At 37.1% G+C, this 23,721-nt stretch carries 23 protein-coding genes; 21 read left to right on the forward strand and 2 right to left on the reverse strand.

From position 1 onward, the window contains the following. The first annotated feature begins 36 nt into the window (after positions 1-36). The 14 genes from JM81_RS09270 (at position 37) to ribA (ending at position 13,257) form a co-directional block, all read left to right on the forward strand. Positions 37-3,300 (forward strand): T9SS type B sorting domain-containing protein, encoded by a 3,264-nt coding sequence (locus JM81_RS09270; protein ID WP_261375006.1) that lies wholly within the window; start codon positions 37-39, stop codon positions 3,298-3,300. Positions 3,301-3,467: 167 nt separating this feature from the next. Continuing rightward, positions 3,468-3,743 carry a hypothetical protein gene (locus JM81_RS09275; RefSeq protein ID WP_144802605.1) on the forward strand — a complete coding sequence of 92 codons (276 nt, stop codon included), beginning with the start codon at positions 3,468-3,470 and terminating at the stop codon, positions 3,741-3,743. 349 nt (positions 3,744-4,092) lie between these two features. After that, entirely contained in the window at positions 4,093-4,470 is a 378-nt protein-coding gene (locus JM81_RS09280) for a hypothetical protein (protein ID WP_144802608.1), read from the forward strand. Between the two features lie 123 nt (positions 4,471-4,593). Then, the gene (locus tag JM81_RS18610) at positions 4,594-4,797 is read left to right on the forward strand and encodes a hypothetical protein (RefSeq protein WP_261375007.1); all 204 of its coding nucleotides are present in this window, start codon (positions 4,594-4,596) and stop codon (positions 4,795-4,797) included. Positions 4,798-4,881: 84 nt separating this feature from the next. After that, a complete protein-coding gene (locus JM81_RS09290) occupies positions 4,882-5,448 on the forward strand; it encodes a Crp/Fnr family transcriptional regulator (RefSeq protein ID WP_144802611.1) in 567 nt (188 codons plus the stop codon). Between the two features lie 50 nt (positions 5,449-5,498). After that, on the forward strand, positions 5,499-5,954 hold the full coding sequence (locus JM81_RS09295) for a hypothetical protein (protein WP_144802614.1): 456 nt from the start codon (positions 5,499-5,501) through the stop codon (positions 5,952-5,954). A 162-nt stretch (positions 5,955-6,116) separates the two neighbouring features. Continuing rightward, entirely contained in the window at positions 6,117-6,545 is a 429-nt protein-coding gene (locus JM81_RS09300; protein ID WP_144802617.1) for a hypothetical protein, read from the forward strand. A gap of 354 nt (positions 6,546-6,899) precedes the next feature. Continuing rightward, entirely contained in the window at positions 6,900-7,124 is a 225-nt protein-coding gene (locus tag JM81_RS09305) for a hypothetical protein (RefSeq protein WP_144802621.1), read from the forward strand. 477 nt (positions 7,125-7,601) lie between these two features. Then, positions 7,602-9,095 carry an amidohydrolase family protein gene (locus JM81_RS09310; protein WP_186435558.1) on the forward strand — a complete coding sequence of 498 codons (1,494 nt, stop codon included), beginning with the start codon at positions 7,602-7,604 and terminating at the stop codon, positions 9,093-9,095. Between the two features lie 129 nt (positions 9,096-9,224). Beyond that, on the forward strand, positions 9,225-10,202 hold the full coding sequence (locus tag JM81_RS09315; RefSeq protein ID WP_144802626.1) for a M23 family metallopeptidase: 978 nt from the start codon (positions 9,225-9,227) through the stop codon (positions 10,200-10,202). Between the two features lie 193 nt (positions 10,203-10,395). Then, the gene (locus JM81_RS09320) at positions 10,396-10,803 is read left to right on the forward strand and encodes an RDD family protein (RefSeq protein ID WP_144802628.1); all 408 of its coding nucleotides are present in this window, start codon (positions 10,396-10,398) and stop codon (positions 10,801-10,803) included. A 203-nt stretch (positions 10,804-11,006) separates the two neighbouring features. Next, a complete protein-coding gene (locus JM81_RS09325) occupies positions 11,007-11,546 on the forward strand; it encodes a sigma-70 family RNA polymerase sigma factor (protein ID WP_144802631.1) in 540 nt (179 codons plus the stop codon). Between the two features lie 56 nt (positions 11,547-11,602). Further along, positions 11,603-12,484, forward strand: a complete 882-nt coding sequence (locus JM81_RS09330; protein WP_144802634.1) for a PhzF family phenazine biosynthesis protein — start codon at positions 11,603-11,605, stop codon at positions 12,482-12,484. A gap of 188 nt (positions 12,485-12,672) precedes the next feature. Then, positions 12,673-13,257 (forward strand): GTP cyclohydrolase II, encoded by a 585-nt coding sequence (ribA, locus tag JM81_RS09335; RefSeq protein ID WP_089261247.1) that lies wholly within the window; start codon positions 12,673-12,675, stop codon positions 13,255-13,257. Between the two features lie 20 nt (positions 13,258-13,277). Here ribA and JM81_RS09340 read toward each other — a convergent pair whose 3' ends face one another. Both JM81_RS09340 and JM81_RS09345 read right to left on the reverse strand, forming a co-directional pair. Then, a complete protein-coding gene (locus JM81_RS09340; RefSeq protein WP_144805615.1) occupies positions 13,278-13,889 on the reverse strand; it encodes a methyltransferase in 612 nt (203 codons plus the stop codon). A 138-nt stretch (positions 13,890-14,027) separates the two neighbouring features. Continuing rightward, positions 14,028-15,830 (reverse strand): DUF885 domain-containing protein, encoded by a 1,803-nt coding sequence (locus tag JM81_RS09345; RefSeq protein ID WP_144802637.1) that lies wholly within the window; start codon positions 15,828-15,830, stop codon positions 14,028-14,030. Positions 15,831-16,031: 201 nt separating this feature from the next. On the opposite strand from JM81_RS09345, the gene JM81_RS09350 reads away from it, so the two are divergent. The 7 genes from JM81_RS09350 (at position 16,032) to speB (ending at position 23,699) form a co-directional block, all read left to right on the forward strand. Beyond that, a complete protein-coding gene (locus JM81_RS09350; RefSeq protein ID WP_144802639.1) occupies positions 16,032-17,558 on the forward strand; it encodes a carboxylesterase/lipase family protein in 1,527 nt (508 codons plus the stop codon). Positions 17,559-17,725: 167 nt separating this feature from the next. After that, positions 17,726-19,519, forward strand: a complete 1,794-nt coding sequence (locus tag JM81_RS09355; protein WP_144802642.1) for a hypothetical protein — start codon at positions 17,726-17,728, stop codon at positions 19,517-19,519. Between the two features lie 92 nt (positions 19,520-19,611). Beyond that, positions 19,612-20,175, forward strand: a complete 564-nt coding sequence (locus JM81_RS09360; RefSeq protein ID WP_144802645.1) for a TetR/AcrR family transcriptional regulator — start codon at positions 19,612-19,614, stop codon at positions 20,173-20,175. A 62-nt stretch (positions 20,176-20,237) separates the two neighbouring features. Further along, on the forward strand, positions 20,238-20,801 hold the full coding sequence (locus tag JM81_RS09365) for a carboxymuconolactone decarboxylase family protein (RefSeq protein WP_144802648.1): 564 nt from the start codon (positions 20,238-20,240) through the stop codon (positions 20,799-20,801). A gap of 275 nt (positions 20,802-21,076) precedes the next feature. Further along, the gene (locus JM81_RS09370) at positions 21,077-21,727 is read left to right on the forward strand and encodes a hypothetical protein (protein ID WP_144802651.1); all 651 of its coding nucleotides are present in this window, start codon (positions 21,077-21,079) and stop codon (positions 21,725-21,727) included. Positions 21,728-21,881: 154 nt separating this feature from the next. Then, positions 21,882-22,829, forward strand: a complete 948-nt coding sequence (locus JM81_RS09375; RefSeq protein ID WP_144802654.1) for an MBL fold metallo-hydrolase — start codon at positions 21,882-21,884, stop codon at positions 22,827-22,829. Between the two features lie 84 nt (positions 22,830-22,913). Next, positions 22,914-23,699 (forward strand): agmatinase, encoded by a 786-nt coding sequence (gene speB, locus JM81_RS09380; RefSeq protein WP_144802657.1) that lies wholly within the window; start codon positions 22,914-22,916, stop codon positions 23,697-23,699. Positions 23,700-23,721: the final 22 nt, after the last annotated feature.

Raw genomic sequence — 23,721 nt, forward strand, 5'->3', positions numbered from 1 at the left:
TTAGGATGTTATCTCCTAGTACAACATACGTTACTTATGCTTAAAAGCTTCCCTATCATTGTATTTATCTTATTTTACAATGTCATTTCAGCACAAATTACCTTAACGCATAACATTGGAAACACCCCTATTAAAACCAACATGACTTCTTGCCAATATGAAGAATCATGGTCTAGGGCTTTTACGCTTTCTGATTTTGGCATTTCTACTGCAGATCAATTTATCATTACCTCCGGACAGGTTGCCATTAGTAATTCTTATGAAGGTGCAAGATTGATTTTTAATTTTTATAGCCTAAATTCCGAAGCACCTGAATATAACCCCCAACGTATTAGTTACGGAAATTTAGTGCTTGCTCCTGAAATTGGGGATACCCCAGAAATTGTTCAGATAGACTTTGCTAGCCCTATAACAATTCCTGCAGGGGTGGAAAGAATTTTAGTAGAGGTAACTCAAATGGATGATATTTACAATGATGCGTATAAAAAAGTTTTAATTGCAGGGACAGAGTTTGATAATGACACCTCTTGGTATAGAGGGTGTAGGCTATATTACACCCATATAGCTACCGAAAATTTGACTCCCGCAGTTCCCGATGCCAACTTTTTTATAAATGTAACAGGTTATAAGATTACGCCGTCCAACTTAGGTTCCATAACAACCTTAACGAATAATCCATGTGGAGACCCAATAAAAACTTCTATGTTCTCTTGTTCTTATAGTAAACTCTTTTGGGCAAGATTATTCAATCTTGAAGATTTTGGAATTTCAACAAATGAAGAATTGACCATTAATTTAGGTCAAATAGGAATTACCAGCTCGGATGGTGGTACTGGTATCCAGTTCAATATTTACGAAGTGGATGAAAACTTTCCTGACTCATTTTCAGAAACGAATTTGATAGGTAGTAGTCAAGTACAAAGACTCCCTTATGTTTCTGATTATTACCCACAGATAATAACCGTCAACTTTGAAACCCCCATAACCGTTCCAAATAATGTGACTAGAATTTTAGTAGAAGTTACGAATGTCATTTCTTGGGGAAGTGGAGTGTTTTTTGTTGCTGGAACAGAACAAGACGTTGGTGATTCCTGGTATAGGGGTTGTGGTTCTGGGTCACCTGGTTATAGTATGGAGGATTATGTAAGTATGGTGGATCCTGCTTTTAGAAAACCTGGGGGGTATCCTGATGCAAAATTTTACATTAATGTAACCGGAAATGTAAATCATGTTACCAATGACTTCTCCATGAACATTTCAAATATCTGTTCAGAATTTTTAAAGGAGTTTAGTGTGACTCCTACGGATAATATAGCCTCCATAGCCTGGGATTTTGGTGATCTGGCCTCGGGTGTTGAGAATAGTTCAACGGATATTTCGCCATTCCATGATTTTTCTGTTGATGGAACGTATAGCATTACCGCAACGGTCACCGCAACTGATGGCAGTATTGAAATACTAACGGAAACCATTAAGGTAAAAGAACCTCCAAATGCGTATGGTATTGATGATATCCACGCTTGTGAAGATAGTTATAATACCGGTGTTTCATCATCGTTTAATGTTGGGCAAGTAACCCAACAAGTTCTCGGCGGACAAAATAATATGACGGTCACTTTTATTGATGGCAGTGGCAATACCTATACCTCACTACCCAATCCGTTTACAAATTCCGTTAGTAACAAGGAAACAATTACTGTAAGGGTGGCACATAACAATGCCCCATGTTGCTATTCTGAAACCAGTTTCGATTTGATCGTAAACCCTATTCCAGACCTTTCCTCCGTTACAGACCTTATTGTTTGTAGTAATGAAACAGATGGTTTCGCCACTTTTGATTTGGAACAAGTGCAGCAAGCTATTCTAGGTGTCAACAATATAAATTCAGTTGCTTTTTATCGCGAAAATGGAAATCAAATACAGGCTCCTTTAGACTTGGTTGAAAACCAGACCATAAACGAGGAGGTAATAAAAGTTAGAGCATATGAAAATGTGAACAACTGTTATAATGAAACAACGTTTAAACTAATGGTCAATCCGTTACCCATAGCACACGATTTGGATATTCTAATTGGTTGTGATGACAATGATGATGGTATCTCGGAGTATTTTGACACATCAATGGTAGAATCACAAGTGTTGAATAACCAAATGAACCTAACAGTTTCTTATTTTGATGCCAATGGTAATTCGTTGCCAAGCCCATTGAACAATCCGTATACAAATACTATTGCCGGTGAAGAAACCATAACCGTGAGGGTTACCAATACGCAGACCAGTTGTTATGACGAGACTCCTTTGGTCTTAAGAACATCTACCCGGCCACAATTGAACATGCCGTCTACGGTATATGCCTGTGATTTGGGGAACGGTTTCGCCAATTTTGACCTTTCTCATATAGAGGAGGAAATTATAGCATCCCAAACAGGATTGAACCTTTTTTATTTTGATGCCAATGGAGTAGAATTAGGTAGTCCGCTAACTGCTTCTTATAAAAACAGTATACCATGGAATGAAACGATAACTGTACGTGCCGAAAACGTATTGAATGCTTCGTGTTATGCGGAAACTAGTTTTAATTTAATAGTAAACGAACTACCTACAACGACTCTTGAAAAAAGTTATTATTTATGTCATTTAGAGCCATCGCTATCTATTGAAGTAGAAAGTGGTTTTGATTATTACAGTTGGAGCCATGAAAATGAAGGCGCCATTTCTAACACCCATGAAGTAGACTTGGTGCATGCCGGTAATTACACCCTCACCATTGGCAAGAGAACCAATGATGAATATTGTGAAAACAGCTTTGAATTTGAATTGATACGTTCTACGCCACCCACAATAACAGAGGTGAGGTACAAAGATCTGTCCGATAATGATTTTATTGAAATATTAGCTTCCGGAGATGGTGATTTTGAATATTCTTTGGATGGAGTGAATTTTCAAGATAGTAATTACTTTTCCAATGTTATCGGTGGCACCTATACCGTAATGGTAAGGGATAAGGAGGGTTGCGGCCAGGATAGTGCAGATGTAACACTAATAGATTATCCAAAGTTTTTTACACCGAACAATGATGGCAATAATGATTACTGGCAGATTTTTGGAATTGATCAATATCCGGATGCTTATGTACATATTTATGACCAATATGGAAAACTACTGGCCCAACTAACTCCAAATGATTTAGGTTGGGATGGTTTGTTCAATGGAAAAGAGATGCCAACCAATGATTATTGGTTTAAAATCAATTTACAAAATGGCACCATTTTTTCTGCACATTTTACGCTAAAAAGATAAAACTATAATTATTACAAACCTGAAGATAAATTTTCAGTTTTTTCCATAAATAACATTCAGTTCAAAACTCTATCTTTAGGTTAGGCTAATTATAAATAAATCATTGTAACTTGATTGACGGATAAATTAATTAGTAATGCACTATTTTAGTTTTAATAGTATTTGAAATGAATAAAGTCAATTTTTCTGAACTTACCGAAGCGGAGCTTAAAATTGAGAAAAAGAAACTAGAAAAAAGAAAAGTTACCAATGCCTTGCTAATTGGTTTTTTAGCAGCAATAGTTACAGTAGCATTAATCTCTTGGATATTAGGTTCTAAAAAAAATCCAATAGCATTACTCCTTCCCATGCTTTTTCCAATTTACTTTATTTATCGAATAAGCAAAAAATCCGAAAAGGACAAAGCCTTAGAAGCTATATTGAAGGAAAGGAACTTAAAATGAAAAACAGATATAAAAATTATAATGATTACCAAGAAAATAGGTAGACATAGTTAGAACCCATTCATCACATTACGGCCGGAATAAAAAAATAAACAATCTTAACCAGGATGTTGGCCTTATGGTTGAAATTTAAAAGGTGTGTTAATCAGCTATTTTTCTGGTCAAGTCTATCCCCATTCTTACCCTATTACCATAAAAAGGAACCGTAAATGCGAATACGCTAAAACATAATACTATTCTATTCCTTAGAATTTGCAAAGGCACATGCCGTATCAAAAAAAATTATTACCTTAATGGCTTACACCCGGTTTACGGGTAGTTTGCTTCTATAATCCAAAATTTCAAAACCATGAAAATCAACAATATTTTAATAGGTGTTTTTTCTCTTATCACGTTTACTGCATTTGCACAGCATGAAAAAAGTGACCATATGGAATTAGCAACTGCCGTAACCGAACTGAAATTGAAAACGGAAAATTTTGATGAATTAAAGAATTTTGATTGGAACATGGTCAAGGAAATTTTTCAAGAAAACAATACCGATCAAGAAATTACCCTTGCCATTACATATGAAAATACGTCTGAAGTTGATAAATCAAAAGTTAGAATTGATAATTTTGAAATGGAATTTACCGGGAAACTAGCTGACTTGGATAATTTGACCGCAAGGCTTAAAAAATCGATTGACAAATTGGATGAATTTAACGATCAAAATACCAAAAACTAAAGTCTTTTTTATACCAACAAATCTAGAATCAAACAATTTGAAAAAGCGTTCAATGCAGATGCACCTGCCTTTTATCAATCAGAAATAGAACGTACCGAAAGTACCTTAAAAGAGTACACCGTTGTGTTTAAGGTCATTCCTATCTTAATCATTATTGCTGCATTGCTAATCCTCTTTATTCAAACTCCCACGTGGAGAGCCATAAGCATTACAACAATTGCGATGTTGACCGTTATCATATTGGTTGACGGAACGGCATATTCAAGAATTGAAGCCTACCATACAGCATTGAAATTGGTAGATTTAAAAAACTACATCAAAAAATAAAACCTATCTTATAATAGGAATTAGCGGTTCAGGTAGTGTCCTGAATTTAAACGGCCAGCAACAAGAAGAACTAAACAACGGTCAATGTATAGGATTAGAGCTTTTTTTGAGGAAATTGTGACAATTAACGATGAAGATTGGAAACTGTTCTCCTCTAAACTTGAAAAAACCGAATATTCCAAAAAAACCATACTACTAAAAACGGGACAGACAGAAACGTATCTTTCGTTCATTGAAAAAGGAGCGGTGAGGCTTTATATTCCATATTTGGAAAACGATCTTACATTTGGTTTCTGCTTTGAAAACCAATTTGTTTGTGCATACGATTCGTTCATAAGGCAATCTCCTAGTACGTATCAGCTAGAAACATTGTCCAAGACGATCTTATGGCGTATCTCCCATACAGATTTACAAGAAATATATGCACGGACAGCAATAGGCAATACCATTGGTAGATTGACCGCTGAAAACCTATATTTAATAAAATCAGAAAGGGAACAATCACTTTTAAACCAAACTGCGCAAGAACGTTATTTGTCGCTCTTTAAAAATAGACCAAATCTTTTCAAGGACATACCATTGAAATATATTGCTTCCTATATTGGCATAACCCCACAAGCTTTAAGTAGAATTAGAAAGCGAATTTCTTAACCTGGGTTCATTGTTTGAAGCGCCAATAGTCTTCAACTTTACAATAAAAAATGAAACCCTTAATTGTTTTACTAGTTGCCACATTAATTACAGGAATAGCCTTTAAATCCATACATGGAACGTACGAGATTTCCTTATACGCTAGAATTGGCATGTCCGTAATGCTACTCTTCACCGCACTAGGTCATTTTATGTTCACCGAAGGAATGGCCATGATGATTCCCAATTTCATACCGTACAAAAAAGAAATAGTCTACATTACCGCGGTAATTGAAGTTTTTGGTGCAATTGGGTTACATATTCCACAATATAGAACGTTGACAACCTATCTTCTAATTTTGTTTTTTATTTTGATAATACCAGCAAACATAAAAGCTGCAATTGAACATATAGAGTATCAAAAAGCCACGTTTAACGGACATGGATTGTACTATTTATGGTTCAGAATTCCGTTACAAATATTTTATATATCATGGGTATACTTATCTTCGATCAAGTACGGTTAAACACCTGGAAAAACCCTAAACGAACTTTATTCGTTATAGCTACATATCAATAAGTTATAAACATTTCTATGGGAAAATTCACACAGATTTGTTAAATTTAAAGAACAAGAAATTTTTGGTCCAAATTTTATCCTAATACTCATTTTTTAAAGGAAACAATAAATGATGAACACAAATTTCAAATTTATTATCGGTTTAGTTTTAGTCTTAGGTTTTCTTTCCTGCAAGAGTAATAGGGTAGCCCTAAACCATCTTGAAGGATCATGGTTGCTTACGGATAATGAAAAGAATTTAAAATATGTAAAAATTGATGAGACCAAAGAACATAATGGATCTATCTTAAAAATAGCAGAGGACAGCACCATCATTGATTCGTACGTCATGAATTGTTTATTTGGAACGGGCAAATCAAAATTCTACTCTGAAGGTACTTGGAATATTGCCAAAAATTCAAAGTACATATCAAGTACAGTTCCTATTAACCTTCAGGGTCATAATTTTAAAATACTAAAACTTAACGACACCAGTTTTATTTTGAAAAATGTCGACAAGAAAAAAACAGCACTTGCTCAAAATGGCCATAATCCTTAAGTGCAAACATGTACAACTGGTCAACAATAACCGCTGTTTTACATTCTAGAGCAGGAAAAAAATCATTTTCAACACTGTCCCGGCACATTAAGTTTTTTACTAAATTTCCCAAGAATAGTAACTACTCCTATCTATACCAATTTTTAGAATATTAGATTACTGCCTACTACTATCCAAACTTAAAAACTTGAGCCTGAAATAAGAAACAGGACATGAGAATGTCAAGTTTAGGATACATGAAAAGCATAGGATTTCAAAAAATTCAATCTAAACTAAAAAGAACTATACAATTCAATTTTTCAACTGAAATCAAAAACCTAATTTGTTGTAGTATGTTAATACAGATACCGATCAATGTCCATTCTAACTAACTACCAGGAAATTTTGGTGGTAGATAAGGGTATCGAGGAACTAAAAAAATCGATCCTCCATGAAAAGCACATTTTTGTCAAATGGATTTCGCAAACGGATTGTATCCTAAGCCTACCTTTTTCAATTGGCACAAACTATGCCCTTGATTTAAACAATGATGCAAAAAGCGCAATCATTGTATATGCAACCTTTTCCAACTTTGTCTAAAACAAGATCACAAATTAAACTATATACAACGTTTAAATATGGTCTATTGTTTATACTGTTAATTCCTATTATTATGTTGGCTTTGGAACTAACGCTAGACTTGGGAATTCCGTTAGCCTTTTGTTTTGTTTTTCCTTTAGTTTATGTAATGCTCTTAATTTTTTTTAGGGCCGAAGAAAAAAAACTAATCAACCGGTTTAAGGGTCTTATAATAAATATGTAGTCCATTTGGGATATTAAAAACAACGATATCATTTATTCATACACTTTAAAAGAATAAGGGCAAAACAAGCACTTATCCTTCAAACGAAACTTGTGAAAATTTGAATTACAATTTGATAATCGCGGTTGCTATAACCCTAAATAATTTAGAATTGCCTACCATACCACATGTACCTTGGCAACAGTAAACACTTCAAAATCAATTACATTTCTTATACTTGTACTACCCCATGGCAAACATTAAAACAAAGCTTTATGAAAAAGGCCATAGTACTATTTATCACAATAATGGCATTATCATGCCAAGAAACCCAAGAGCCACTAAACCTGACACACGGGGTATATATTTCAAATATTACCATCATTACCTCAGAAGACGGCAACTACCATCCGTATAATGGCCATTTGGTAATCAATAACGATTCTATTGTTTATGTCGATAAAAAAAAACCTACCCTTAGTGGTACTTTTGAACAAATAGACGGCACGGGTAAATATATTATTCCCGGCCTAATAGACAGTCACGTTCATATTACGGAAGTTCAAGGAATGTTGCCCCATCATATGGAAGCCAACCCAGAACTCGCCAAACAATTTACTTCGCAAATGCCCAACAGTTATCTGTATTATGGCTTTACCTCACTCATTAATCTTGGTGGCATATCCAATGAGCAATTAACCGCTATCAATACCCGGACTATTCATCCGGATATTTACCATACAGGTCGCTCTGGGGCATCCGTTGCAAATGGTTATCCAATGAATTTTGCACCGGAACAATACCGGTTTGAAACTACCCCCAATTTTATTTACATGGAAAGCCAGGCAGCACATATCCCTGATACATACGATCCTGCGGACCACACACCTAAAGCGGTAGTGCAACGTATAAAAAATACAGGAGCCATTGCCGTAAAATCCTATTACGAATCAGGATTTAGGGGCATGCCAAAATTACCCGTGCCCACAAAGGAAATCATGAACGAATTAATATCAGAATCGCACGCCAACGATTTGGTATTGACCGTGCATGGCAATTCCCTAGAAGCTCATTCCTTTTTGGCAGATGTAGGGGTAGATGTCATTGCACATGGGTTATGGAATTGGGAAACCTATAGGGATGTACCATTAGATTCACTACCCTTAGAAGTAAAACAAACCTTGGATAAAATAATAGAAAAACAAATAGGCTACACCCCCACTCTAACCGTCCTTTCCGGTGAAGAGGCACTAGCGGACCTAGCCTTTCTTGACCAACCCGAATTACAAAAGGTAGTACCCAAAAAATTGTTAGATTGGTATAAAACCGAAGAAGGACAGTGGTTTGCCAAAGAACTTTTCAGCGAGCTTGAAACCGGTGAGGTTCATAAGATATATGGCAACATCCAGGCACATGCCATGCTTGCGCTAAAATACCTTTCCGATCGCAATGCATTACTGTTATTTGGTACGGATACCCCCTCTGCTCCAACATATGGCAACCAACCGGGCCATAATGGGTATTGGGAACTGCAATTGATGAAAGAGGCCGGTGTACCATTGGATAAAATTTTATCTTCAGCTACGATCAATAATGCCAAAGCATTTCATTTAGATGCTAATATAGGTTCCATAAAAACAGGTAAAAAGGCCAATATGCTCATTTTAACCAAAAATCCATTGTTGGATATTGAAGCTTACAACGCTATTGAACATGTAATAATTGGAGGCAAACTAGTCACTAGGGAGGATTTGGCAGTGAAAAAATAATGGCTAGGCAAAGTACATAACTTGTTAAGGGCATATTGATGAATATATTTTCCTAATGAGTCTAAAAAAACCTTATACGTACAGCCTGTATACACAACGCAGTATTTTATATTTTAAACAACCTAACACATGATGAAATCAATAATACCAATGCTACTTCTAATGCCATTATTATTCTTTGGTCAAGAAGAAAAAGAAACCATAAAAAAAGTAGCCAACGTATTTCAGGAATTATATAATGCAGAGCAGTACAAGGACATATTTGAGCTTTTTGCCCCGGATATGAAGACAGCCCTACCCTTGGAACAAACCACTGATTTTCTAAAAGGTCTTAAGAGCCAAGCTGGTAAAATGGTGAACAGAACATTCATTACTTATGAAAATGGCACTTACGCTTCGTACAGAACAAATTTTGAGCGGGCACTTTTGGCCGTAAACATTTCGCTTGATAAAACAGGAAAAATAAACGGGTTGTTCGTTAAGCCATTCAAAGACCCCAATCTGCCTAAGCTTGTAAGGAACACTACAAATTTTATACTACCCTTTAATGACGAATGGACCATTTTTTGGGGAGGAGACACCAAGGAATTAAACTATCATGTAATTAACGAGGCCCAAAAAAATGCATTTGATATCGTCATTACGGACCATACTGGAAAATCCTATAAAACCGACGGGAAAACAAACGAAGACTATTACGCCTTTGGCAAAGAACTTATTGCCCCCTGCAATGCGGAAGTTGTTCTGGTCGTGGACGGTATAAAGGACAATATTCCCGGAGAGATGAATCCTATCTATGTTCCTGGCAATACGGTCATCTTAAAAACAGACCTGAATGAATTTCTATTTTTTGCCCACTTTAAACAAAATTCTATTGTAGTAAAGCAAGGTCAGCACGTAAAACAAGGAGATTTATTAGGACTTTGCGGAAATTCAGGTAATTCATCAGAGGCCCATTTGCATTTTCATTTGCAAAATATAGAGGATATGAACAAAGCCACAGGAGCAAAAAGCTATTTTACCAATATTCTTGTGAACGGGGAACTTAAAAAAGAATACTCTCCTATTAAGGGGGAAAAGGTCAAGAACAAAACAAAAACACCTTAAATGATTCAGGTAACAACCTAACACCTATTAAAGCGTCAGTAATACACAAACCACATGCCATTTCAATGCCATTTCAACAAAAATCAAACTAGGAACGCGGTAAGCAAAGCTTTAGTTAACTTATTCTAAATCAGTTTAAAAAAGTACTGAATTTTACCAAGGCCATTGCGCCAATCATACTAAAAATAACACTATGCAAGCCCTTACAAAAACCGATTACGCAATATTGCCAGATCGTATAAAAGCAGCAATTATTGATGCATTGCTTTTAATAGCTGCAATGTACGCAGCCTCAGAACTATTGAATTTATTTGACAATGTCCCCAATTATGTTCGTATTGTCATAGCCGTACTATTGTTTATTTTATACGACCCTCTTTTTACGAGTCAATTTGGCGGTACAATTGGCCACTCCTTTAGTAATATTGCGGTAAGAAAAGATACTGAAAGGGAAAATTATATTGGCTTTCCCTCCGCCCTTGCGCGGTTTATTTTCAAATTCAGCTTAGGCTGGGTATCTCTTTTAACGGTAACCGGAAATAAAAAGAAAAAGGCCGTACACGACTATATTGCAAACTCTGTGGTAGTTACTGACAAATAAATAAACACCTGTAAAAAGCTGAACGTTACTATCTGCCAAGCCAATTATTATCATGTTATTTAATGCATAATTAATTTCCTGTTTCCAGAAAAACTATGATTTGGCATCTTGTCAGGAAAACGAACATGCTTAATTTAGGACTATATTGATAAACTCACTGTTCATAACTGACAGTGGTGTACAAAAGTTTGTAGATTTAAGGTATGGAAAAGGAAATAACGATTATTTGGAAAGACCTTAGCGAAGAACTCTTTATGTTTATTTTAAACAAAGTTAAAGATGAGCAATCCGCAAAGGATATACACCAGGAGGTTTTTATTAAAGTAATGACCAACATCCATCAATTAAAGCAACTTTCCAGACTTACTTCATGGATTTATCAAATTACCAGAAATAGTATCATTGATCATTTTAGAGGTATTCAGAAAAAGCAGGACATTTCAGTAGCCGAAATTGAATTGCCCGTTTTAGAGTCCAACAATTTTGACTATTCAAGACTCAGTCACTGTATCAACCAAAAAATCAATGCCCTATCCCAAAAGCATAAAGAAGCCATTGTGCTGACTACTTTTCAAAATTACTCCCAAATAGAATTGGCCGCCCATTTAAAAATCTCCTATTCCGGTACAAAATCCAGAGTGCAAACAGCCAAGAAAATTTTAAAGGAAACGATTTTGGATTGCCCTAATGTAACATCTGACAAAACCGGTAAAATATTGGATTTTAAAAAAAATGATTTTTAACTCCGTCTTTTTCCTCTCCTCTACGTCCCTATTATATAACATAAAAATTGTATCCTATGGACAAGTCTAAAAAAACAGTTACCGTACAGATTTTGAACGCATTTGCAGAAAATGGCCAGGGTGGCAACCCTGCCGGAGTGGTATTAGATGCAGATGACTTATCGGTTCAGGACAAGCTTCAAATTTCAAAACAGGTGGGGTTGTCAGAGACCGCTTTTGTTTCAACATCAAAGACCGAAGATTTTAAATTGGATTTTTTTACGCCTACCAGACAAATTGCCCATTGTGGCCATGCTACCGTAGCAACCTTCTCCTACCTTAAACAACTAGGTAAACTGAAAAAAAATATATCTTCCAAGGAAACCATAGATGGTAAGAGATCCATAGAACTTAAAGGAGATTTAGCTTTTATGGAACAACTGGCGCCGACCTATACCCAAGTAAATGACCAAACCCATGTCATTTTGAAGTCATTGGGAATTCAACAAACGGACTTATTACCCAATGCCCCTATTGTTGTAGTACATACGGGCAATTCTTTTTTAATGATACCCGTAAAGGATGAAAATGTACTTGCAAAACTAATCCCACAATTTCAATTGATTACCGAACTCAGTAACGCGCTAAATCTAATTGGCTATTATGTATTTGCTCCCAGCACCCAGTATGATGCCACGGCCAGAATGTTTGCCCCTAGTTATGGCATACTGGAAGAATCGGGAACTGGTATGGCAGCAGGACCCTTAGCATGTTATTTGTATGACAAGCTAGGTATAACAAAGGAAGCGTTTCATATTCAACAAGGAAAATATATGTCAAAACCTTCTCCCAGTTTGATCATTGTGCACTTAAAATTACAACAGCACAGTATTAAAAGTGTAATGGCGGGCGGAAAAGGCATCGCTTCCAAAAAAATGAAAATTACTATTAATGCTTAAGTTTTTTGGTGCAAAAAATAAGATAGGTCTCCGTTTTGGTTGTTCAACGATGTTTTCCATGAAATTTGAAATTTCTTATACTACTTTAATATTTATCAGTTGAAATGTAATTAGTTTTGTTCTGTACGACAAAGTAGATGGAAAAGAACCGTTTTGTTCCATTTTATTTGAAATTAGTAGATTTTATCATGAACATTCAATATTCGAATACCGCACAATTACCAACGGCATATGGAAAATTTAACATCATTTCCTTTAAGGAAGAGGGTGTTGATTTTGAGCATTGTGTACTTTACAAAGGGGAACTAGAGGCTAAGGAAAATGTGTTGACAAGGTTGCATTCAGAGTGTCTTACCGGAGATGTGTTCGCTTCAAAAAAGTGCGATTGCGGAGAACAGCTTGAGGAAAGCTTACGGGCCATTGCCGAAAAAGGTAGCGGTATTGTGCTGTACTTAAGACAGGAAGGTAGAGGTATAGGACTTTTCAACAAAATTAACGCCTATGCATTACAGGATGAGGGACAAGATACCATACAAGCCAACCATTCCTTGGGGTTTGATACGGATTTGAGGGATTTTACCATTGCGGCCAAGGTTCTTGAACATTTAAAAGTAAAATCTATAGAACTGTTATCCAACAACCCGGAAAAGATTGAAGTATTGGAAAATGCCGGAATCATTATTACAAAAAGAGTTCCGCTCATCACCAAAACTAACGTACACAACCAAGATTACCTAAACATAAAAAAGGTAAAGCTTAAGCATTTACTTTAACTCCAAAAACCAACCAATCCTTAAAAAACTTGGTATAATTTGGTTACGATTTTCCCCTTGGCAACCGGCAGACTCAATAATTGAGTCTCCTTTTTTACCTTGAAATTGAACGGTGGGGCCAACAAATCTACCCCGCTATGGTTTTTTAAACGTATGCCCTGCCCCGATATGATATCCTTGTTGGGTTCAAATTCTTGATCAGGTAAATGTTCGGTAAGCAGCACATATCTATATTGGGCCAATTTTTCCACGATCTGTTGTATTTCCTGATTGCTAAGATGTTGTAAAACTTGCCGTACCACTGCACAATCCGCTTTGGGCAAGGGGTCTACGGCAATATCCAAACAATGAAATTCCAAATTTTCCTGGAGAAATGTTTTTTGATTGTGAACTATAAGGCTTTCAACTATATCAATAGCTATATAATGTACTGTGTAGGCTACTAAGGTACTACCTATATTAAAATCACCACAACCAAGATCGCACACTCGTAAAGGGCGTTCAAAAGAACCTAGGAACGAGGAGACTACCTCTATATAAGGGGTTACGATATTTGGTAAGTGAGACCCTTCTCCGGAATAAAATGCTGTTCCGTTTTCTCCCCAAAGTTGCATGGCATAAACCTGTTCCATAGCCGCCTTGGTGGGCCATGGTCTTTTTACTTTTTTAGATGTATTCCCTTTCACGATGCCGTACAACTATTGTCCTTACTGATATAGAAATGCCAGAAGGTATTCACCCTTACAGCATTTTACAATATAGTAAAGCATTTACTTTTGTGTGGCTATCCATGTTCTTACCCTACGTTCTAATAATTCTAATGGTAAGGCTCCGCCACCAAGTATGGTATCATGAAATCCTTTGATATCAAAGCTATCGCCCAATTCAGTTTCTGCCATTTTACGTAATTCTTGAATCTTGAGCATCCCTATTTTATAAGATGTTGCCTGCCCTGGCATCACCATATACCGCTGTACTTCCGCTTTCATGGCGCCCTGGGCAATAGATGAATTTTCAGTAAAGTACTTTATACCGTCAGCTTCCGTCCATCCCTTGGCATGTAAGCCCGTATCGACCACTAATCTAATGGCCCGCCAAATTTCGTTCACCAAACGTCCAAAATCATAGTATGGATTTTGATATCCGCCCATTTCCTTGGCCAATGCTTCTGAATATAAGCCCCAGCCTTCACTGTACACACTAAAACCGGCCTGCGTTCTAAACTTAGGTACGGATTCCAATTCCTGTGCAATGGAGATTTGCATGTGGTGCCCAGGATTACCTTCATGATAGGCTACGCCTTCCATTGTTGATTTTGGCATAGCGTTCATATCCGATAAATGCACATAGTAGGTCCCTTTTCTGGAACCATCCGGGGTACCTGCAGAGTAATGTTGTGGCGCACCGTCCTGCTCACGAAATGCTTCCACTCGTTTTACCTGTAATTCCGCTTTGGGCAAAATGCCAAAATAGTCCGGTAGCTTCTTGGTCAAATCGTCCAAATATTTTGTGGATTCATCCAAGTATCCTTGTCTTCCTTCATCCGTATTTGGAAAGAAAAACTGCTCATCAGAATTTACGAACTTAAAAAATGCGTTTAAATCGCCCTCAAATCCTACGTTCTCCTTTATCGCCAACATTTCACTCTTTATTCTAGCTACCTCCTTTAAGCCTATTTCATGAACCTCATCCGCGGTCATACCGGTGGTCGTAAATACCTTTAAACGATAGTTATAAAAATCTTTGCCATTTTCATGCCTACTAACCCCAGTGGGCTTTTCTTCTGCATTATCCACTTCGCTCTCCAACCAACTCAACAGATCGGCATATGCCGGCTTAAAATAGTCATTGATCGCTTTTTCCGATTTCCCGATTAGTTCCGTCGCCTCTTCTTCCGTAATCTTATCCCCGGTCAAAAGCGCGTTTATCTTACTTTTCATATCATTAAAAACAGGTGTACCGTCCTTTAATGCCTTTGTTTGGACAATTACGGTTTCAAAGGCAAACCTTGGCGGCAATATACCCGCTGCAGCCTGCTCCTTTGCACGCACTACCAGTTGATCCATTGCCCTACCTGTTTCCTTGATTCTGGAGATATAGGCATTCATATCCGCAATACTGTCCACTTTATGAAAGTTGATCAAGTAACTGGGCAACCGTGTATGCATGCCACGCATTTGGTCAAACACATAATCCATATGGCTATAGGTCTCACCTTCTTTCATGATTTCATATTGGTACGTCCATAGATCATAGGATGTGCGGTCCGCATCGCTTAAAATATCATAATCAAACTTTTCATGCAGCTCCTTTGTACTTGCCGCCATCCACGCCAATTCGTTTTCCTCTGCCGCTTTGCTAAGGTCATCGATTTTATCATATTGGTCCTTTCTTCCTTGGGCGGTAAGTGCCAACGGACTCATTTGCAACCGTTCTTCATATTTGTCATCAAACCATTGGTTCAATTCCGCTGTTTGGTCAATAATGGGCTTTTCTTCTTCCTTACAGGAGGATACCATTAGTAATGCCGTTAAGAACACGCCTTGAGTTACTTGGGTTAGTATTTGTTTCATGTTTGATCAGTTTATATTTAGTTAGTTAAATGCTCATAAGATATGATTACGGAGGTAATTTAAAGATATAGTAAATTGTTTATACCAGCTTCATCAGTACCTATCAAAAAGAAAATAACAAAGAGATATTTAGTACCTTGAGATGTCCTCCATAAAAATCAAGACTAACAACCAAAAGTAAATGACCTATAAAACAAATCCATGAAATATTTGCATCTGCTACTTTGTTGCCTAACCTTTGGCTGTAATTTCCCCAGTGAAACCATTGTTGATACGGACAAGGGTAAAATAGAAGGGAGTTATAACACGGATAAAACGGTGCGTATATTTAAAGGTATTCCCTTTGCCTCACCTCCAGTAGGTAATTTAAGATGGAAAGCTCCGCAACCGGTTTTATCATGGAATGGAACTCTACAATGTACCGAATTTGGGCCAAGCCCCATTCAAAATACCCCGGAACCTTTCTATTGTTGGACAGAAGAGTTTATTGCCTTACCCGAACCTTTAAATGAGGATTGCCTATACTTGAACGTATGGACGACTGCAAAGACCAAAACAGAAAAACAACCGGTTTTTGTATGGATTTATGGTGGCGGACTCTCAAGTGGTTCTGCCAATTGTGCTATTTATGATGGTGAGGAATTGGCCAAGAAAGGCGTTGTATTCGTAAGTTTTAACTATCGCGTAGGTATACTTGGTTTTATGGCTCACCCAGAGTTGACTGCTGAATCCGGGAAAAATGCATCGGGAAATTATGGACTAATGGACCAAATAGCCGCCTTAAAATGGGTAAAGAATAATATTGCCGCATTTGGTGGCGATCCTAACAATGTAACCATCGCCGGACAGTCGGCAGGGGCGTTTAGCGTGAATACCCTAATTGCCTCTCCCCTTTCCGATGAGTTGTTCCATAAAGCCATATTACAAAGCGGAGGTCTATTGGGAAGCACAAGGACACAATCCCTAGCCGATGCCGAAGCTACCGGAATACGCTTTATGGAAAAGGTCAAGGCAACCACTATCAACGAATTACGAAATTTACCTGCGAAAGATGTGCATCTTATCAGTAATGACACCAATGTAGGGCGGTTTGGCATTACAACAGAAGGCTACGTAGTTCCAAAGGATATAAAGGACCATTTTAAAAATGGCAGACAGCATCAAATACCTATAATTAGCGGCTGGGTAACCGGGGACGGAAATTTTTCAGGAGATAATGAAATGACCGTTGAGGCTTATTATAACGAGGCCCAAGAAGAATACGGCGCTAAAGCATCGGATTTTCTAACTATTTTTCCTGCCGAAACAAAAGAGGATGTCAAAAAAGTAAAAAGCAAATTGGGTATGCTGCACTTTGCGGGCGTGCCATCACATCTCTTGGCAACATATAATACACAACCCACCTACCTATACCAGTTTGGTCACGTACCACCGGATAAACAGGGTTTTCCCAATTATGGAGCTTTTCATACAAGTGACGTTCCCTATACATTGCACACCTTGCATACATGGAAACGGAATTGGCAACCAAATGACAAGATGATAGAAGACGCACTTTCTTCTTACTGGGTGAACTTTGCAAAAACCGGAAACCCAAATAACGACGGTCTACCCACTTGGAAGTCTTACGACGAACAAACTGGAAATATTATGGTCATAAAAGATAAGGGACCAAATTCTGAAGAAGGGTTTCTTGGTAATGAATTAAAATTCTTGACCGATCAATAGGGATTGAAAGTTTAATCTATTACCTCCAATAACAATTCAATCACCTATCAATTAGCCTATTATGTGCAATTATAGTGCAAAACCGATTTTTTTATATTTTCGATTATTTTCGTTATTTAAATATTATCTTCAATTATCGAAAATAAACGAAATATACCGATGCTATTATGAAAACCTGTATACTCACTATTGTAGTGCTCATTTTTTTGAATGGTCATATATCTTTTTCACAACACCAGCAGAATGCCTTACCAGAAAACAACACGGCATTTGCCTACTGGTTAAAAAAATATATTCCGGAAAACTATAAAAATGCCACTTTTGACCATCATAACGATTGGTTTCAGGTTAATTTGCCAGAACATAAGCTTACCATTAGTTGGGGAAAAGTAACCTCTACACAATCTGAACTTAGGGAAGTTGAAGGGTTAACAGAAAACGAGTCACTTTTTATAGGTAGACAAAAAGAGGAAAATTGGACGGATCTGCCAGGTATTGAATACTACCCTGAAATGGGCTATTATATTACCCAATATAAAGAGGCCACCATGGGCAGTTTTAAAGTTAGGCCTTTGACCATACTACAGTTTGATGGAGATTCTAAAAATTTCATAGATGAGTTGGTTAAAGCCTTTTCCCGGACATCTTCGGTTTCCGAGCATGATTTTATGTATTGGGTCAAAGATTACATAAACAACATCTACCCCTCACAAAAAGTAGCATATCACGGTGCATGGTACCAATCTGTAATACCGGAACTGGACCTAACGGTCACTTGGGGAACAATGGACAAACAGCAAATGGTCATTAAAGACCTTTATGGGGTACGTGAAGACAAATCATTTTTTATAGAAAAAAATTCTGTTGAAGAATGGAATAAATTTCCGACCATAACTCACAAGCAAGGTCTTGGCTATTACCTATCTACTTATAACGCACCTACCATGGGCAATTTTGAGGTAGGCAATAGTTGCGTAATCCAATTTAACGGCAATGCCAATGCGTTCGTTGACCAAATGTACCAAGCATGGCAAGCATCTGCACACTTTTATCAACATAATAACAGTGAACCCACAGCAGGTATAGGATATCACCCATTTCCTAAAAACGTAAGGGTAACCAAGGTAAAACATTTTGATAATATGTGTTGGAAAATTGCCGCCGCTGGTGGTACCTGGTATTTTGAAAATGGGGAAACAGATGGTAAAACTGGCTTTAGCAGCGCCTTTGATCAAGCTGGCAATGATTGGATCGGGAACGATGCGGATAAAGGCTATAATACCTCATCATCCAATGGAGGTAAACATGAATACCGGGGCTGGCCAAACTTTGGAGAAGGTAATTTCAACCATCCACAGCGCAAAAGCAATGCTATATCTTATTGGACGGATGCAAAAGGAAATCCAATAGCATTTAATCACGTCCTAGAGGGCGATCATTTAATCATGCGAACTTCAAACGAAACGTATGATCTGGAATATCACTTTTACCCCACACATGCCATTATTAAAATAATAAAGGCGAAAGACAACTACGCATTTTTATATGAAGGTCCTGTGGGTGGCGAACAAGAAGCACCGATAGAAAAAGATTATTATGTATTGAAGGATGGCGTACATAGAACATTTGTAGAAGGCGGTTTAGGTTATTTAAATCCTGAGTTCGGCAACAAATTTCCTTCCCCGTACTTCTATTTGGCCGATAGTGACCCTAAGGATACCCAGGTTTTTTATGTTGGAGTAAAAGACACAGGTCCAACTGCTGCGGGAGATGAAGGTTGGCGCCAAGGCGATAATATGGTAATCTTCAGTTTTGGAAGGGATGAGGACAAGCGCGCTTATACAGGTAACGAGGCCATATGTGTTTTTGGATTCTACCCTAAAGGCCCACATAATCAGATTTCAACCTTCATTGAATCTAAATTAAAACAACCCTTTACACCGGTCATGAAAACGGATTGACACCAAAATTTAAACATGCTTTATACAAACATTTGTTAAAAGGTTTTTATATAACTAAACGAATGGTTAGTTTTGTAATGGATTTATAGCATATGGCGCGTAAAAAACAATATATAGAAAGTGAGGTTATTGACAGGGCAATGCAATTGTTCTGGCGTAACGGATATGAAAGTACTTCTATGCATATGTTGGAGCGTGAAATGGGCATTAATAAATTTTCAATTTATTCCAGTTTTGGCAATAAGCATGGTGTTTTTTTGGAATGCTTAAAATCTTACAAAAAACGTGTTCATGCCATTTTTGAAAAATTTAAAAAGGCCAAAAATGGCGTTGAGGATATCAAGGCATTTTTTTACGACTCCGTTGCAATAGGAAATATGAACGGAAATCAAAAAGGTTGCCTAGTCACTAATACATACTATGAATTTGCCCATAGTGATGATCAATTGGTGAAAGAGGAAATGGAAAGTTTTATGAAGAATCTTAAACAACTTTTTATAGAAAAACTTAAAATAAACACTGAAAAGGACCTTGATATTATAGAGCAACAGGCCAATTATTTATTACTTGCCAAACATGGCTTGGCGGCGGCAACAAAAGTAAATTCCAACAAAGAAATTGAAGATTATATTGAAATGACATTCAATAACATTTAACCCTTTTTTTTAACCTAAAACTAAACGACTGTTTAGTTATTAATTTATTTAAATTTTATATTATGACAACATTAAAAGTACATAACATTGCATCTGCTCCTGAAGGAAGTAAAACGCAATTAGAGGAATCCGTAAAAAGCTTTGGAATGCTTCCCGGGCTACATGGTGTTCTTGCCGGATCACCCCAATTGTTACAGGCATACAAATCATTACATGAACTATTTTCAAACTCATCGTTCAACAATGATGAGTTGACCGTAGTTTGGCAAACGATCAATGTAGAGCACGCCTGTCATTATTGCGTGCCCGCGCATACTGGAATTGCAAAAATGATGAAGGTTGATGATAGCATAACCAATGCCCTACGCAATGAAACACCATTGGAAAATACCAAGCTTGAGGCTTTACGTAAAATGACCTTGACCGTTGTAAGAAATAGAGGCCATGTAACCTCTGAGGATTTAGAGGCGTTCTACGCCGCAGGTTATGGTGAACAACACGTATTGGACATTATTTTGGGTGTATCTCAAAAAGTGATCAGCAATTACACCAACCATATTGCCAACACACCGGTAGATGCCCCTTTTCAAAAGTTTGCATGGTCCAAGGATAATGTAGGCGTATAGCCCTTAAAAACAACTAGGCAAACCTTCTACCGTATAGGTAGAAGGTTTTTTTGTTTCAAACTACTTATATATTGATCCGTGCATTCACTCACGCCAACCATGACATTGTTCTTTTATCAAAATTCAAGTCCTTCAATGTTAGCTATGCCTAAGAAATACTATTGCGCCAATAAACATTTTATTCCGTTGCATAGATTCCTATACCATAGCTCTTGATGAAAATTAGATTTTAAGAATATGTATCTTTAGCGCACCATTAACTAAAGCTTAATTTCATGTACAAAAAAACGCTATTCGTAGTATTGACTACTCTATTACTTACCTCCTGCTGGAAAGATAAAAGTCCAGAAGACCTTATACGCTTAAAAGATAAATTTAAATCACAGGTCAATGCATTTGAAAACAAAAAAGAGACCGCTAATAAAAATGTAAATAAGGGCTTGGCATCTTTGAACGCTTTAAAAAGTGCTTTGGAAGAAACTAAAAACGAGGACAAGGAATTCGCCAAGGTTTATGGGGATTGGGAAAAAGTAGATCGTCGTGTTCAAAACCTAAACAAGGAATATGAAGATTTAAAGGAAAAGGCATCCAATCTTTTTGCTGCCATGGAAAAGCAAACAAACAGCCTTAGTGACGAGACCAGTAAAAAAACTCTATTAGGCGCTATAGAAAAGGCCCGTGACAAATATAATGGCACTTTGGCCAATACCTCCAAAGCAATAGATAAATTAAAATTACTTCATGGAGACGCCGTAGAAGTGGTCAAGGCTTTGGAAGTTGCAGCGGCACTGAATTCTTTTGATAATATCAACGACCAAATGAAAAGTATTGAAGGTAGGGTAGACGGTATTATGCAAGAACTTAATGTAGCCGTAGTTGAAAGTAAAAAGTTATATGAAAAAAAAATAACGGAATTAGGTGAGTAACCTTGCCACCCAACCCTTTTTTTAACTTTATACCAATCTATTTCTTGCTTGATTAACGGTATCGTTTTACAACTTTTTTAAAATTGATTATTTTAAAACGGACCTCTAATTATAGTGGTTGCATGAATCTTATTGTAAAAATAAATCACATAAAATGAAACAAATTATATTCCTATTAAGTATTGTATTCATATTTGGTTGTAATTCAAAAAAACAGCAAGCAGATAATCCCCCTAATACTTCAAGTAAACTTAAGGGCAACAAAGACGAAATACCTGAAGGTATGCGCAATTCCCCCTTATTCGATACCACTGTGGTAACGCCAACCCAATTATTTGATAATATTTATTATGTAGGATATAAAGGGGTTGGATCTTTTGTGGTCACCACTTCGGAAGGCATTATCCTTATAGATGCAATGTGGACCTCAAATGATGCAGAAACCGTCATCGTTCCCAGTATTAAAGAACTTGGTTTGGACCCCAATTCCATAAAAAAACTTATTGTCACCCATGAACATGCAGACCATTATGGAGGTGCTCGTTATCTGGAAAAAAACTATAATGCCAAGGTAATGATGAGTAAAGTTGCTTGGGAGGGATTGCACGACCCCAATGCCAGAGTACTCGTAGATCCTTTTGGGAATAAATCCAGTGATTTATCTGTGCCAAAAAATTACATGGAATTAATGGATAAACAACTAGTGACCTTGGGCAATACGTCGATCCAAATTTTATTGACCCCTGGGCATACACAGGGCGCCATTTCCATGATTATCCCAACAACTGACCATGGCGAACCCCATGTGGTGGCAATTTGGGGCGGAACAGGTCTACCGGATACGTTGGAAGAAAATAAAACATATTTAAATTCATTGAACTATTTTGCCTCTCAAGCGGTTACGCAAAACGTAGATGCACAAATTTCAAACCACCCTTTTTCCAACGATCTTCTTGACAAAATGACGGCACTAAGAACTAGAAATCCTAATGACACCAATCCTATTATTGTAGGTACTGAAAGTTTTAGCACAACTATTGACACTACCTTGCGTAAAAATGTTCAGGAAAAAATTGAACTTTTAAAGAAGAAGGGCCAATAAATAGAAAAGTTTAGTTGAACATATTTCTTTGTGAACAACGTTTTTAGCATTATAAATATTGAATTGTAAATGCCCTTTTAACTTATGCAAAATATTATTATTCAAGGTATAAATTGGGACTCAAAATCCTCTTTTCAAAAAGGTCCTGCAAAAGCCCCAAAACAAATAAGAAAGGCTTTATACAGTGACTCCATGAATCTATATTCAGAATTGGGCACATCCATAGAACACCAAACAATTATTGATGCTGGAGACTATGCAATAACCGACTATTTTGACATAGAATCCATCACAAAAAATAACCTTTCAAAAAACCTGCCCAAAATACTTACTCTAGGTGGCGACCACTCGGTCACCTTTCCAATTATAAAAGCGTTTCACGGTTTTTATCCTAAATTGGACATACTACATATTGATGCACATGCCGATCTGTACCATGCATATGACGGAGACCCTTACTCCCATGCATGTCCGTTTGCCCGGATTATGGAAAACGGTTATGCGGTAAAACTAGTACAGGTAGGTATCCGAACCTTAAACCCACATCAGGCAGAACAGGCAAAAAAATTTAATGTAGAATTGCACGAGATGCGCAATTTGGACATCAATTCAATATCCAAATTTGAAAACCCGGTATATATTTCCTTGGATATGGACGGATTTGACCCTGCCTTTGCCCCAGGGGTTTCACACCATGAACCAGGAGGACTTACGTCTAGGCAAGTCATAGATTTAATTCATAGTATTAATACAAAAATTGTAGGGGCAGATATTGTGGAATACAATCCAGATAGGGATTTTCAAGATATGACCGCTTACCTAGCCGCCAAAATGATGAAGGAACTTTTAGGTAAAATGCTACAGCCCTAAACAAAATATATGTTAAAACCTT

Origin of the sequence: Maribacter sp. MAR_2009_72 (assembly GCF_007827235.1) — a bacterium.
Taxonomy (GTDB): Bacteria; Bacteroidota; Bacteroidia; order Flavobacteriales; family Flavobacteriaceae; genus Maribacter; species Maribacter sedimenticola.

What these genes read in the sequence shown, in the direction of transcription:
- JM81_RS09270 (WP_261375006.1), top strand. Translation starts at nt 37, where the DNA reads ATGCTTAAAAGCTTCCCTATCATTGTATTTATCTTATTTTACAATGTC.
- JM81_RS09275 (WP_144802605.1), top strand. Translation starts at nt 3,468, where the DNA reads ATGAATAAAGTCAATTTTTCTGAACTTACCGAAGCGGAGCTTAAAATT.
- JM81_RS09280 (WP_144802608.1), top strand. Translation starts at nt 4,093, where the DNA reads ATGAAAATCAACAATATTTTAATAGGTGTTTTTTCTCTTATCACGTTT.
- JM81_RS09290 (WP_144802611.1), top strand. Translation starts at nt 4,882, where the DNA reads ATGTATAGGATTAGAGCTTTTTTTGAGGAAATTGTGACAATTAACGAT.
- JM81_RS09295 (WP_144802614.1), top strand. Translation starts at nt 5,499, where the DNA reads ATGAAACCCTTAATTGTTTTACTAGTTGCCACATTAATTACAGGAATA.
- JM81_RS09300 (WP_144802617.1), top strand. Translation starts at nt 6,117, where the DNA reads ATGATGAACACAAATTTCAAATTTATTATCGGTTTAGTTTTAGTCTTA.
- JM81_RS09305 (WP_144802621.1), top strand. Translation starts at nt 6,900, where the DNA reads ATGTCCATTCTAACTAACTACCAGGAAATTTTGGTGGTAGATAAGGGT.
- JM81_RS09310 (WP_186435558.1), top strand. Translation starts at nt 7,602, where the DNA reads ATGAAAAAGGCCATAGTACTATTTATCACAATAATGGCATTATCATGC.
- JM81_RS09315 (WP_144802626.1), top strand. Translation starts at nt 9,225, where the DNA reads ATGATGAAATCAATAATACCAATGCTACTTCTAATGCCATTATTATTC.
- JM81_RS09320 (WP_144802628.1), top strand. Translation starts at nt 10,396, where the DNA reads ATGCAAGCCCTTACAAAAACCGATTACGCAATATTGCCAGATCGTATA.
- JM81_RS09325 (WP_144802631.1), top strand. Translation starts at nt 11,007, where the DNA reads ATGGAAAAGGAAATAACGATTATTTGGAAAGACCTTAGCGAAGAACTC.
- JM81_RS09330 (WP_144802634.1), top strand. Translation starts at nt 11,603, where the DNA reads ATGGACAAGTCTAAAAAAACAGTTACCGTACAGATTTTGAACGCATTT.
- ribA (WP_089261247.1), top strand. Translation starts at nt 12,673, where the DNA reads ATGAACATTCAATATTCGAATACCGCACAATTACCAACGGCATATGGA.
- JM81_RS09340 (WP_144805615.1), bottom strand. Translation starts at nt 13,889, where the DNA reads ATGGAACAGGTTTATGCCATGCAACTTTGGGGAGAAAACGGAACAGCA.
- JM81_RS09345 (WP_144802637.1), bottom strand. Translation starts at nt 15,830, where the DNA reads ATGAAACAAATACTAACCCAAGTAACTCAAGGCGTGTTCTTAACGGCA.
- JM81_RS09350 (WP_144802639.1), top strand. Translation starts at nt 16,032, where the DNA reads ATGAAATATTTGCATCTGCTACTTTGTTGCCTAACCTTTGGCTGTAAT.
- JM81_RS09355 (WP_144802642.1), top strand. Translation starts at nt 17,726, where the DNA reads ATGAAAACCTGTATACTCACTATTGTAGTGCTCATTTTTTTGAATGGT.
- JM81_RS09360 (WP_144802645.1), top strand. Translation starts at nt 19,612, where the DNA reads ATGGCGCGTAAAAAACAATATATAGAAAGTGAGGTTATTGACAGGGCA.
- JM81_RS09365 (WP_144802648.1), top strand. Translation starts at nt 20,238, where the DNA reads ATGACAACATTAAAAGTACATAACATTGCATCTGCTCCTGAAGGAAGT.
- JM81_RS09370 (WP_144802651.1), top strand. Translation starts at nt 21,077, where the DNA reads ATGTACAAAAAAACGCTATTCGTAGTATTGACTACTCTATTACTTACC.
- JM81_RS09375 (WP_144802654.1), top strand. Translation starts at nt 21,882, where the DNA reads ATGAAACAAATTATATTCCTATTAAGTATTGTATTCATATTTGGTTGT.
- speB (WP_144802657.1), top strand. Translation starts at nt 22,914, where the DNA reads ATGCAAAATATTATTATTCAAGGTATAAATTGGGACTCAAAATCCTCT.